The 11,358-nt window shown below is 66.0% G+C and carries 11 protein-coding genes; 3 read left to right on the top strand and 8 right to left on the bottom strand.

Going from position 1 to position 11,358, the window contains the following annotated elements:
- Positions 1-437: 437 nt before the first annotated feature.
- Both BHD08_RS03090 and BHD08_RS03095 read right to left on the bottom strand, forming a co-directional pair.
- On the bottom strand, positions 438-1,328 hold the full coding sequence (locus BHD08_RS03090; protein ID WP_015275561.1) for a cation diffusion facilitator family transporter: 891 nt from the start codon (positions 1,326-1,328) through the stop codon (positions 438-440).
- Between the two features lie 25 nt (positions 1,329-1,353).
- Complete coding sequence (locus BHD08_RS03095; RefSeq protein WP_015275562.1) at positions 1,354-1,770, bottom strand: hypothetical protein; 417 nt, start codon at positions 1,768-1,770, stop codon at positions 1,354-1,356.
- A gap of 156 nt (positions 1,771-1,926) precedes the next feature.
- Here BHD08_RS03095 and hrpB point away from each other — a divergent pair, with 156 nt between their 5' ends.
- Complete coding sequence (hrpB, locus tag BHD08_RS03100; RefSeq protein ID WP_125020775.1) at positions 1,927-4,452, top strand: ATP-dependent helicase HrpB; 2,526 nt, start codon at positions 1,927-1,929, stop codon at positions 4,450-4,452.
- 2 nt (positions 4,453-4,454) lie between these two features.
- On the opposite strand, the gene BHD08_RS03105 is transcribed toward hrpB, so the two are convergent.
- Positions 4,455-5,270 carry an ABC transporter substrate-binding protein gene (locus BHD08_RS03105; protein ID WP_125020776.1) on the bottom strand — a complete coding sequence of 272 codons (816 nt, stop codon included), beginning with the start codon at positions 5,268-5,270 and terminating at the stop codon, positions 4,455-4,457.
- A gap of 83 nt (positions 5,271-5,353) precedes the next feature.
- Between BHD08_RS03105 and BHD08_RS03110 the strand changes: the two genes are divergently transcribed.
- Positions 5,354-6,184 (top strand): SDR family oxidoreductase, encoded by an 831-nt coding sequence (locus tag BHD08_RS03110; RefSeq protein ID WP_015275587.1) that lies wholly within the window; start codon positions 5,354-5,356, stop codon positions 6,182-6,184.
- 10 nt (positions 6,185-6,194) lie between these two features.
- Here the strand turns inward: BHD08_RS03110 and BHD08_RS03115 are convergent, their stop codons facing one another.
- Together BHD08_RS03115 and BHD08_RS03120 are read right to left on the bottom strand one after the other, a co-directional pair.
- On the bottom strand, positions 6,195-6,623 hold the full coding sequence (locus BHD08_RS03115) for a VOC family protein (RefSeq protein WP_125020777.1): 429 nt from the start codon (positions 6,621-6,623) through the stop codon (positions 6,195-6,197).
- Between the two features lie 76 nt (positions 6,624-6,699).
- Entirely contained in the window at positions 6,700-7,380 is a 681-nt protein-coding gene (locus BHD08_RS03120) for a YciC family protein (protein ID WP_125020778.1), read from the bottom strand.
- Positions 7,381-7,496: 116 nt separating this feature from the next.
- Between BHD08_RS03120 and BHD08_RS03125 the strand changes: the two genes are divergently transcribed.
- Positions 7,497-7,973 (top strand): NYN domain-containing protein, encoded by a 477-nt coding sequence (locus BHD08_RS03125; RefSeq protein WP_125020779.1) that lies wholly within the window; start codon positions 7,497-7,499, stop codon positions 7,971-7,973.
- 203 nt (positions 7,974-8,176) lie between these two features.
- Here the strand turns inward: BHD08_RS03125 and dxs are convergent, their stop codons facing one another.
- The 3 genes from dxs to BHD08_RS03140 all read right to left on the bottom strand — a co-directional run bounded on the left by dxs (position 8,177) and on the right by BHD08_RS03140 (position 11,314).
- The gene (gene dxs, locus BHD08_RS03130) at positions 8,177-10,075 is read right to left on the bottom strand and encodes a 1-deoxy-D-xylulose-5-phosphate synthase (RefSeq protein ID WP_125020780.1); all 1,899 of its coding nucleotides are present in this window, start codon (positions 10,073-10,075) and stop codon (positions 8,177-8,179) included.
- Between the two features lie 109 nt (positions 10,076-10,184).
- Positions 10,185-11,072 carry a polyprenyl synthetase family protein gene (locus tag BHD08_RS03135; protein WP_041756883.1) on the bottom strand — a complete coding sequence of 296 codons (888 nt, stop codon included), beginning with the start codon at positions 11,070-11,072 and terminating at the stop codon, positions 10,185-10,187.
- Complete coding sequence (locus BHD08_RS03140) at positions 11,072-11,314, bottom strand: exodeoxyribonuclease VII small subunit (RefSeq protein ID WP_003283056.1); 243 nt, start codon at positions 11,312-11,314, stop codon at positions 11,072-11,074. The genes BHD08_RS03135 and BHD08_RS03140 overlap by 1 nt, the downstream gene beginning before the upstream one ends.
- Between the last annotated feature and the right edge of the window lie 44 nt (positions 11,315-11,358).

Genomic DNA, 11,358 nt, shown 5'->3' on the forward strand with positions numbered 1-11,358 from the left:
CAGCGTAAGCTTTATCTCAACTTCAGCCCCCGGCAGAAACGGACACGGCACAGGATCCCCGCCGTGACCACCGAAGGCCTTACCAAGGTCGACGGTCCGGGCCCCCGGTGCTCACGAGGCGCCGCGCGAAGCAGCCGTTACCATCGGCCAGACGAATCGAAGAGACCACGCCCAGGCGTGGTCTTTTTCGTTTTGGGTGTTGTGGTGGTTTGGGTGTCGAGCCAAAGCCGGTTGTCGAGTTGGCTGATGGCTTGGTTTCGCCCTGCTGGGCGAGTTCCTTTTGGCCGTAGCCCGGATGGCCGGCCCCGCCAAACGGAACCAAAAAGTCTTGCCCTACACTGAAGGCGCGTTTGGCGTTGCCTGATCGCCCTAGGGCGAAACGAAGCCATCAGACAGCGCCAAAAATCGGCCATTGGAATGGAATCCGAAAACGCCAATCACCGCTTCGGCGGCGCCACCTCAAGCGGATCGGCATGCACCAGCACCTCCGCATTCGGATAGCGATCGTGAATCGCGTTCTCCACTGCCACGCACAGATCATGCGCCTGCGACAGCGGCAGCTCGCCCGGCAGCTCCAGGTGCAGCTGGACGAACCAGCGGGTGCCGGAAATACGGGTGCGGAAGTCGTGACAGCCATGCACACCCGGAACCTCGCAGACCAGTTGCTGCATCTGCTCGCTGATTTCCGGTGACAGTTCGGTATCCATCAGCACCGCACCGGCCTCGCGGACGATGGTGATGGCGCTCCAGAAGATGTACAGCGCGATACCGATGCCGAACAGCGCATCCAGTCGCTCCCAGCCGAAGCCGGCGAGGATCAGGGCAACCAGGATGCTGGTATTGAGCAGCAGGTCGGAGCGGTAGTGCAGCGAATCGGCGCGGATGGCGGTGGAGCCTGTCACCTTGACCACATGGTGCTGATAGCTCAGCAGCACGGCGGTCATCACCAGGGAAAAGAGCATCACCGCGATGCCCACGCCCTGGGCGCCCAGTGGTTGCGGGTGCAGCAGGCGGTCGACGCCCTGCACGCCGACCAGAATCGCGCTGACGCAGATGAAGGCGGCCTGGCCGAGCCCTGCCAATGCTTCGGCCTTGCCGTGGCCGTAGCGATGGTCGTCGTCGGCCGGGCGCAACGAATAGTGCACCGCCAGCAGGTTGAGCAGCGATGCGGCGCCATCGAGCAGCGAGTCGGTCAGCCCGGCGAGCAGACTCACCGAGCCGCTCAGCCACCAGGCCACCGCCTTGCTCAGCGCCAGGACGATTGCAGTCGCCAGCGCGGCGGCGGTGGCCCGGCGCATAAGCCGGGCGTGGTCGCGGTTGATGCTCATCGATGCCTGCTACTCGTTTTCGTCATCAGGCAGCGGGGCGCAGACCGAAGGCCGCGAGCTGCTCCATGCTGCCGTTGTGCTGGATCAGACGCGGGTCGTCCAGCGGCAGGCTGCGGCCGATTTCCTTCTCGATGATGGCCTTCAGGCGCGCCTGATCGATCTGGCCGTCGGCACCAATGGCTTCCTGCAGCTTTTCCGGCGCCATGGAGTACTGATTGTCAGGCAGGTAGATCGCGCCGGTGGCGAAGTCGATTCCGAAGGCGATCAGGCCCGGAATGACATAGAACAGCAGGCCGACGGCGTTGAGCACGGCTACAGCTGGGTCGATGCGGCCTTCGATCTGCCCGCGGCGATCCGGGTAGAACAGCGTGCCGCACGCGGTCAGCTGGGTGAACAGGGAAACGGCCAACACGCCGCCGATGATTCGGTTACGAGTACGCATAAGGACCTCCTGGAAAAAGTGGCGCAACTATACAAGGGCTGGATGATGTTTTCTCGACATCAGACCGCCCGAGCCGCGCCACTGTTCGCAAAAACTCGCCGGTCCGCTTTCGAAGCGGTCGCCTCGATATAATCGGCGGCCGCAATCGGAGCCGACATGATCAGCCTACCTATCGACGAAGCCCTGCCGGCGTTGCGCCAGGCCCTGCAGCAGCGCGACGAAGCTGTGCTCGAAGCGCCGCCCGGCGCTGGCAAGACCACCCGCGTACCGCTGGCGCTGCTCGGCGAGGCCTGGCTGGGCGGGCAGACCATCATCATGCTGGAACCGCGCCGACTGGCGGCCCGGGCCGCGGCGGAGCGATTGGCCAGCGAGCTGGGCGAGCGCGTCGGCGAAACCGTCGGCTACCGCATCCGCCTGGACAGCAAGGTCGGGCCGAATACCCGCATCGAGGTGGTCACCGAAGGCATTCTCGCGCGTCGTCTGCAAGACGACCCGGCGCTGGAAGGCGTCGGCCTGGTGATCTTCGACGAATTCCACGAGCGCAGCCTGGATGCCGACCTGGCTCTCGCACTGACGCTCAATGCGCGGCAATTGCTGCGCGATGTGCCGCTGAAGCTGCTGCTGATGTCGGCAACTCTGGAGGGCCAGCGCGTCTCGGCTTTGCTCGACGACGCGCCGGTGGTGCGCAGCGAGGGGCGTATGCACCCGGTGGCGCAGCGCTGGGGACGCCAGCTGGCACCGGGCGAGCGCATCGAACCGCGGGTGGTGCAGACAGTGCTGCAGGCGCTGGAAGAGGAGCACGGCAGTGTGCTGGTGTTTCTGCCGGGGCAGGGCGAGATCCGTCGGGTCAACGAGGCGCTCGCCGATCAGCTGTCGGGGCGCAGCGACATCCTGCTCTGCCCGCTGCATGGCGAGCTGGAACTGGCGCAGCAGCGCGCGGCCATCGAGCCGGCACCGAGCGGTATGCGCAAGGTGGTGCTGGCGACCAACATCGCCGAGACCAGCCTGACCATCGAAGGCGTGCGCGTGGTGGTGGATGCCGGATTGGCGCGGGTGCCGCGCTTCGATCCGGGCAGCGGCATGACGCGCCTGGAGACGCGGCGTATCTCCCGCGCCTCGGCCACGCAGCGCGCCGGTCGCGCCGGGCGTCTGGAGCCGGGTATCTGCTATCGGCTGTGGTCCGAAGACCAGCACGCCCAGCTGGCAGCCTATGGCGAGGCGGAAATCCTTCAGGCTGATCTGGCCGGCGTCGCGCTGCAACTGGCACGCTGGGGCGTCGAGCCGGACGAGTTGGCCTGGCTCGACCGTCCGCCGACTGCGGCCTACGCCCAGTCCCAGGCGCTGCTGGAGCGCCTCGGCGCCCTGCTGCGCAATCAGCGCGGCAGCTGGCAACTGACCAGTCACGGCCAGGCCATGGCCGAGCTGCCGGCGCACCCGCGCCTGGCGCACATGCTGTTGCGCGGGCAGGTCATGGGGGTGGCTGTGTTGGCTGCCGACGTGGCGGCGTTGCTGGTCGAGCGTGACATTCAATCCGGCGGCCAGCGCGGCGGCGGAGCCGATCTCGCCCTGCGCCTGCATCAGTTGCAGGATGGCCGTGGTGCTGGGGTACAGCGCGTCCGGCAACTGGCTCGGCAGTTTCGCAGCTTGCTGCGTGGTGCCGCGGCGGCACCAACGGCCGAACTCGATGAGCGACAGGCCCTGGCCGCGCTGCTGGCCTTCGCCTATCCGGACCGCGTCGCCCGGCAGCGCCGTGAGGGCGGCGGGGGCTATCGGCTGGCCAACGGCCGCGCGGCGCAGTTCGGCGAGCCGGATGCGCTGATGAAGGAGCCCTGGCTGGTGATTGCCGAGCTGGGCAGTCATCAGGGTCAGCGCGAGGAACGTATCTATCGCGCCGTGGCGCTGGACCCGATGCTATTCGATGGCCCGCTGGCCGAGCAGGTCGCTCTGCGCGACGAGCTGGAATGGGATGAGCGTGAGGGTGTGCTGCGTGCCGAGCGGCAGCGGCGGGTGGGTGAGCTGGTGCTGAGCAGCGAGCCGCTGCCATCGCTGGATGAGGAGGCACGCGGCCGTGCGCTGCTTGGCCTGGTGCGGCGCAAGGGTCTGGAGCTGCTGCCCTGGACGCCGGAGCTGCGCCAGTGGCAGGCGCGCATCGGCCTGCTGCGTCAGCTCGATCTGGCCCCTGGCAACGACAGCGAATGGCCGGACGTCAGTGACGCCGCGCTGCTGGAACGGCTGGATGACTGGCTGCTGCCCTATCTGGGCAAGGTCACGCGGCTGGCGCATTTCGCCCAGCTGGATCTCGCCGCGATGCTCGCCACGCTGCTGCCCTGGCCGTTGCCGCAGCGGCTGGAGGAGCAGGCACCGGTTGCCGTGACGGTGCCGTCCGGTTCGCGCATTCGCCTGGACTACAGTGAGCAGCCGCCGGTGCTGGCGGTGCGTCTGCAGGAGCTGTTCGGCCTGGCCGACACGCCGCGCATCGCCGCTGGCCGGCAGGTCGTCAAGCTGCACCTGCTTTCGCCGGCGCGGCGGCCAGTGCAGGTCACCCAGGACCTGGCGAGTTTCTGGGCCAACACCTATGCCGAGGTGAAGAAGGATCTGAAAGGGCGCTACCCCAAGCACTACTGGCCGGACGACCCGCTGATCGCCGAGCCCACCGCGCGAGCCAAGCCGCGCGGGCAGTAGGCTCAGTCCGATGGCAGGCTGAGGTCCTCGCCTGCCGCACGCAATGCTTCGTAGGCCTGGTCCAGTGCCGTCACGACGGCCTCGGCTTCGCGGGTATGGCGCGAAACGATGAAGTGGATCGGCACCTGGGTCAGGCGCAGGTAGGGCAGCTCTTCCATCTGCAGCCGTTGGCGGGCCTGCTCCACGGGAATCTGATAGTCCAGCAGATAGTCGCCACGCTTGCGCCGCAGCATTTCCAGCGCAGAAAGATGATTGCTGGTGCGCAGCAGGCGCAGGTCGAGCGCCGCATCGTCGAGCAGCGCGTTGATGTTCGGCCAGTAGCTGTAGCCGCCGATCAGAATCAGCGACTTGCCGGCCAGATCGTCGGGAATGCGCGGCGCCGGTGTACCTGCGCGGTGGTACAGGTTGAGGTTGATCTGACTGAGGGTATGCCGACCCTCCAGCGTATGGGCGGCTAGCTCGGGTTTGCCGTGGGCGCCAGGCCAGAGATCGATGTTGCCATTCTCCAGCGCGGCGTACAGTCGTGCGCTGGGCAGCGCGCGAAAGCGCACGCCATAGCCGGCCTGGCGGGCGACGCGCCGGGTCAGCTCGGCCAGTTCGCCACGCGCCGTGCCATAGCCATCGGTGTAGATGGCCGGAGCGAATTCGTAATAGCCGACGTTGAGGATTCGCTGCGCGCCGGGGTCGGCCATGGCTCCGGCAGGGAGGCCAAGGACGGTGACCAGGGCCAGATACAGAAATGCTTTCAATGGATCGATCGCTGCCTTGCGCTGTTCTGGCAAGGATGCGCAGACGCAGTCCGGTTGTCCATGCACCATCTTGTTGCGGTGTGAGGAATGTCCGCCTATATCGACCTATGCTCAGAGCAAGACGTGAAGAATGCGCCAATCAGGAGAACGGCATGCAGCGCAAGGTATTCGATCGCAAGGTATTCGACCGCAAGCTGGTGGTGATTACCGGAGGTTGTGCCGGCATCGGCCGCGCCCTGGCGGTGCGCATGGCCCAGGCCGGTGCACGGCTGGTGATCTTCGATCTGCAGCAGGACGCGCTGGATGGTCTGGTGCAGCATCTGGCCGACCACCACAATGCCGAAGCGCTGGGTCTTTGTTGCGACGTCAGCGATGCCGAGGCGGTGCAGCGTGCTATCGCGCTGGTGGTGGAACGTTTCGGCGGTATCGATGTGCTGATCAACAATGCCGGCATCACCCATCGCAGTCCGGTGGCCAGCACCAGCCTGGCGGTGTTTCAGCGGGTCATGGCAGTCAACTTCTACGGCGCGCTGCATTGCACCCAGGCCGCGCTACCGAGCCTGATCGCGCGCAACGGGCAGGTCATCGTGCTCAGCTCGCTGTCGCAATACGCCCCGGTGCCTAATCGCGCGGCCTACAACGCCAGCAAACACGCACTGCACGGCTTGTTCGAAACGCTGCGCGGCGAGCTGAGTGATACCGAGGTAAGCGTCATGCTGGTGTGTCCCGGCTATACCGCTACAGACCTGCGCAAACATGTGTTGGTCGGCGATGGCTCCACGGCGCCTTCTCCGGTGCTGGATATCGGTCGGGTAGCCTCGGCGCAGGATGTGGCCGAGGCGATCTATCAGGGCGCGTTGCGCCGCAAGCGCCTGCTGGTGCTCTCCAACCTCGACTGGAAGGCCCGATTGCTGGCCCGCTGCTTCCCGCGGCTGTACCAGAACCTGCTGTTGCCGCGGCTGCTGGGCAGCCGCGCGTCGTGACCTGTCTCGATTAGCCTGCGGTACCGTAGAGCTGCTGCATCAATGCCATATCCCAATACGACGCCTCGATCTTGTGGCCGTCCAGATCGCGAACGAAACAGCCATAGTAAGGCTCGCCATATTCCGGACGTGGGCCGGGCGCGCCTTCATCGATGCCCCCTGCGGCAATTGCCGCCCGATGGAAGGCGTCCACCTCCGCCGAGTTCGCGGCAAAGAAGCCGACATGGGTGCCGTTGCCCACGGATGCCGTGCCGCCGTCGAAGGGTCGCTGAATCCAGAACTCCGGAAATTCGCGCCCCCAGGAAACTGCGCCGGGGTGTTCGAGGATGCGCTTGCAACCAAGGGTGGCGAGGACCTGGTCATAGAACGCAACCGCTTCGTCGAAGCGGTTGCTGCCCAGGGAAATGTGCGAAAGGATGCTTGGGTTCGTGTCGGCCATGACGCTGTCTCCTGATGTGGCGGGAGCAAGCCTAGCAGTCGCCGGGCGCCTGGCCAGGGTGTCAGCCGAACGGGGCTCAGCCAGCGTCCGTTTCCCGCACGCTCGGCTCGCTACAGAGCATGAAGCAGCGGAACAGCATGATCGTTGGCAGCAGCTGCAGCAGGCCGACGACGCCATCCAGCAGCATTCGCGGCAACAGCGGTGGTGTCTCGTCGGCGAACAGCTGGGCGGCGATCCAGACTTCGAGTATCCAGACCGGCAACAGCACGGTCATCACGCAGCCGAGTACCAGCAGGAAATGCCCTCGGCTCATGACAAAGCTCTGCTTCAGTGCCGCCAGTGGCGACAGACCGCGCAGTACCAGCAGGTACTCGGCGAAGGCGATCTTGACCATCACCCAGATGCCCGGCAGCACGAACAGCGAGGCGCCGAGCAGGATCAGCAGCGAGCCCAGCCCCGAAAGCACGGCCAATGCTGGCCACAGTGGCAATGCCCGGGCATAGACCGCGCCTAGCGCCGGATCATGACCACGGCTGCGCGCGTCGAGAAAGAGGATCAGTGCGCCCACGTACAGCGGGTAGAAAATCAGGCCTACCAGCAGGTCCAGGGCGGGCGGTGCGTCGTTGCCGAGCCAGTGATCGAGTGCCACGCGGGTGAGGCTTTCCAGCAGGATCAGCGGCAGGCAGAGCCGGACGATGGTCAGGAAATGGCGGGAGTAGAAGAACCAGGCGTCGCGCAGGATGGCAAGAACGTTCATTGCAGACCGAAAGTGAGGGATCGATTCGGGGCGCCACTGTAACGGATGTGGTCGGGGCGGGACATGCGCGATTTCGCCGTCCATACTGGTGGCCCATTCCAGATCCAGGCTGCCTCGTGAAGAAGATTGCCCTGTTCGCCGATGTGCAGAACCTCTACTACACCGTGCGTCAGGCCCATGGCTGCCACTTCAATTACTCGGCGCTGTGGGCCGACGTCAGCCGCCGCGGCACTATCGTCGAAGCCTATGCCTACGCCATCGAGCGTGGCGATGCGCGGCAGCAGCAGTTCCAGCAGATCCTGCGCAACCTTGGCTTCACGGTGAAGCTCAAGCCCTACATCCAGCGCAGCGACGGCTCGGCCAAGGGCGACTGGGACGTGGGCATTACCATCGATGTGCTGGACGCGGCGTCACGGGTCGACGAAGTGGTGCTGGCGTCCGGTGACGGTGATTTCGACCTGCTGCTCGAGCGAGTGCGTGCCGGCGGCGCCGAAGCGACCGCCTATGGCGTGCCGGGGCTCACCGCCCAATCGCTGATCCGTGCCGCAACGCGTTACGTGCCGATCGAGGGTGATTTGTTGTTGCGTAGCTGAAATCCGCCGCTTTGAGAGAACGGGATTGGCTGCCAACGGGGCGACTCGGAGTGGCCAGTGTAGGGTGGATGACGTTCCACCCATCCACCGCAGCGGAGCCACGCCGCGTGGAAAATGCTTCGCAGTTTTCCACCCTGCGCCTCCCACTCAGCGGCGCTGTGATCGTAGGGTGGATGACGCTCCACCCATCCACCAAAACGAGGTTAGGCTTTGCCGAGTGCCGCCAGGCGCTTGCGCACCGCCGCTTCGATGCCGGCCGCATCCAGGCCGCACTCGGCGAGCATTTCGCTGGGTTTGGCGTGTTCGACGTAGTAGTCCGGCAGGCCTAGATGCAGCAACGGTTTGAGAATGCTTTCGCCGGTGAGGAACTCGGCGACTGCGCTGCCGGCACCGCCCATGATGCTGTTTTCCTCGACCGTCACCAGCAGCTCGTGGCTGCCCGCCAGTTCGCGTAGCAGGGCTTCGTCCAGTGGTTTGACGAACCGCATGTCGACCACCGTGGCGTCCAGCGCCTCGCCGACCTGCATTGCCTCCGGCAGCTGCACGCCGAATACCAGCAAGGCGATCTTGCTGCCCTGGCGGCGGACTACAGCCTTGCCGATCTCCAGCGGTTCCAGCCTGGGCTCGATGGCGGCGTTGGGGCCGCTACCGCGCGGGTAGCGCACCGCGGCCGGGCCTTCGAAGTGGTAGCCGGTGGTGAGCATGCGGCGCATCTCGTTCTCGTCGCTGGGCGTCATCACCAGCATGCCGGGGATGCAGCGCAGGTAGGACAGATCGAAGCTGCCGGCGTGGGTCGGGCCGTCTTCGCCGACCAGTCCGGCACGGTCGATGGCGAACAGCACGTCGAGATTCTGCACCGCGACGTCGTGGATCAGCTGATCGTAGGCGCGCTGGAGGAAGGTCGAGTAGATCGCCACCACCGGCTTCATGCCTTCGCAGGCCATGCCGGCCGCCAGCGTCACCGCGTGTTGCTCAGCGATGGCGACGTCGAAGTAACGCTGCGGATAGCGCTCGCTGAAGGCCACCAGGTCCGAACCTTCCTTCATCGCCGGGGTGATGCCGGTCAGGCGCGGGTCGGCGGCGGCCATGTCGCACAGCCACTGGCCAAAGACGTTGGAATACTTCGGCCCCGCAGGCTTCTTCGGTGCCGGCGGCGCACCGACCGGTTCCAGCTTGCTGATCGCATGCCAGGTGATCGGATCGGCTTCGGCCGGGGCGAAACCCTTGCCCTTCTTCGTCACGACATGTAGGAACTGCGGGCCGTCGAGGTCGCGCATGTTGCGCAGGGTGGCGATCAGCGTCGGCAGGTCATGGCCGTCGATGGGGCCGATGTAATTCCAGCCCAGCTCCTCGAACAGCGTGCCGGGCACGAGCATGCCCTTGGCGTACTCCTCGGTGCGGCGGGCGATTTCCCAGGCGCCCGGCAGGCGCGAGAGGATCTTCTTGCTGCCTTCGCGCATGCTCGAATAGGTGCGGCTGGAGAGAATCTTGGCCAGGTAGTTGGACAGCCCGCCGACGTTGCGCGAGATCGACATGTCGTTGTCGTTGAGCACCACCAGCATGTTGGCGCCGACTTCCGGGGCGTGGTTGAGCGCCTCGAAGGCCATGCCGGCGGTCAGGGCGCCATCGCCGATCACCGCGATGGACTTGCGCTGCTCGCCTTTCAGACGGGCGGCGACCGCCATGCCCAGGGCGGCGCTGATCGAGGTGCTGGAATGGCCGACGCCGAAGGTGTCGTATTCGCTCTCCGAGCGGCGCGGGAAGGCGGCCAGGCCTTCCTTCTGGCGCAGCGTACCCATGCGCTCACGGCGGCCGGTGAGGATCTTGTGCGGATAGGCCTGATGGCCCACATCCCACACCAGCCGGTCGTCCGGTGTGTCGTAGACGTAGTGCAGGGCGATGGTCAGCTCGATCACGCCGAGGCCGGCACCGAAGTGCCCGCCGGTGCGGCCGACGCTGTACAGCAGCTCCTGGCGCAATTCGTTGGCAAGCTCTTCGAGTTCCGCTTCGCCCAGTCGACGCAGCTGTTCGGGAGTCGCCGCTCGGTCAAGAACGGGCGTCGTGGGGCGAACCCGAGGGATCTCGTGAAAAGTCTTGGGCATCAGGCGGATCGTTGTCGTTGAAAAAAGAGCGGCAGTTTACCCGATGGGCCCTTCGATAAGAACGGCCCTGGGTCCGCTAGGGGTTTGACTGCGTTCGACGCGAAAACGCTCAGTTGCGTCGTTCGACGATGTAGCGCGCCAGCTCGCGCAGCGGCTCGGCGGCGATATCGAATGGCCGCAGCGCGTGCAGCGCCTGGTCGCGTAGCTCCAGCGCATAGGCCTTGGCCGCGTCCATGCCGAGCAGCGCCGGGTAGGTCGGTTTGTCCCTGGCGATATCGGCGCCCTGGTGTTTGCCGAGGGTCGCGGTGTCGCTTTCGACGTCGAGAATGTCGTCCTGGACCTGAAAGGCCAGGCCGATGGCGCGGGCGTACTGGCTCAGCGAGGCGAGGTTGTCGGCATCGGCACGGCCACTGGCGAGGGCGCCGAGCTGCACGCTGGCTTCGATCAGCGCGCCGGTCTTGTGCCGGTGCATCAGCTCCAGCGCGTCGCGATCGAGCTTGAGGCCGACCGAACCGAGGTCGATGGCTTGCCCGCCGACCATACCGGCCGGTCCGGCGGCGCGGGCCAGCACGGCGAACATGCGCAGGCGCAGCGTGGCGTCCTGCGGGTTGTGCGCGGCCTGGGCCATGGCCTCGAAAGCGAGACTCTGCAGGCCGTCGCCGGCGAGGATGGCGCAGGCCTCGTCGAACGCCTTGTGCGTGGTGGGTTGGCCGCGGCGCAGGTCGTCGTCGTCCATGGCCGGCAGGTCGTCGTGCACCAGCGAGTAAGCGTGGATCAGCTCGACGGCGCAGGCCGCGCCGTCAGCGCTGGCCTTGTCGCCGTTCAGTGCTTCGCAGGCGGCGTAGACCAGCAGTGGGCGGACCCGCTTGCCGCCGTTCATCACGCTGTAGCGCATGGCCTGGTAGAGCCGCTCGAGCTGCGGCAGCGGCGCGACGAAGAGCGTTTCGAGGCAGCCGTCGACGCGCTGCTGACAGCTTTTCTGGTAGTCGCCGATCATCATGCTTCGGGGTCCGACTCGAAGGGGGCTTCCTGCAGACTGCCGTCGCGTTCCAGCAGGATCTGTACCTTCTGCTCGGCCTGGCTCAGCGCCGCCTGGCAATCGCGGGTCAGGCCGATGCCCTGTTCGAAGCAGGTCAGCGAATCTTCCAGCGACAACTCGCCGCTTTCCAGGCGCTCGACCAGCTGTTGCAGCTCGGCGAGGGATTGTTCGAAATCGAGGGCAGCTTTCTTGCGGGCCATGCGGGAACCTGTCGTCGGCGGCAGTCGGAAACGGGCGCGACATT

It is taken from the genome of Pseudomonas sp. SCT (genome assembly GCF_003864275.1).
Lineage (GTDB): Bacteria > Pseudomonadota > Gammaproteobacteria > Pseudomonadales > Pseudomonadaceae > Stutzerimonas > Stutzerimonas stutzeri_AE.

Excerpts from the sequence above, each read along its gene's own strand:
- BHD08_RS03090 (WP_015275561.1), bottom strand. The coding sequence starts at position 1,328 with ATGAGCATCAACCGCGACCACGCCCGGCTTATGCGCCGGGCCACCGCC.
- BHD08_RS03095 (WP_015275562.1), bottom strand. The coding sequence starts at position 1,770 with ATGCGTACTCGTAACCGAATCATCGGCGGCGTGTTGGCCGTTTCCCTG.
- hrpB (WP_125020775.1), top strand. The coding sequence starts at position 1,927 with ATGATCAGCCTACCTATCGACGAAGCCCTGCCGGCGTTGCGCCAGGCC.
- BHD08_RS03105 (WP_125020776.1), bottom strand. The coding sequence starts at position 5,270 with ATGGTGCATGGACAACCGGACTGCGTCTGCGCATCCTTGCCAGAACAG.
- BHD08_RS03110 (WP_015275587.1), top strand. The coding sequence starts at position 5,354 with ATGCAGCGCAAGGTATTCGATCGCAAGGTATTCGACCGCAAGCTGGTG.
- BHD08_RS03115 (WP_125020777.1), bottom strand. The coding sequence starts at position 6,623 with ATGGCCGACACGAACCCAAGCATCCTTTCGCACATTTCCCTGGGCAGC.
- BHD08_RS03120 (WP_125020778.1), bottom strand. The coding sequence starts at position 7,380 with ATGAACGTTCTTGCCATCCTGCGCGACGCCTGGTTCTTCTACTCCCGC.
- dxs (WP_125020780.1), bottom strand. The coding sequence starts at position 10,075 with ATGCCCAAGACTTTTCACGAGATCCCTCGGGTTCGCCCCACGACGCCC.
- BHD08_RS03135 (WP_041756883.1), bottom strand. The coding sequence starts at position 11,072 with ATGATCGGCGACTACCAGAAAAGCTGTCAGCAGCGCGTCGACGGCTGC.
- BHD08_RS03140 (WP_003283056.1), bottom strand. The coding sequence starts at position 11,314 with ATGGCCCGCAAGAAAGCTGCCCTCGATTTCGAACAATCCCTCGCCGAG.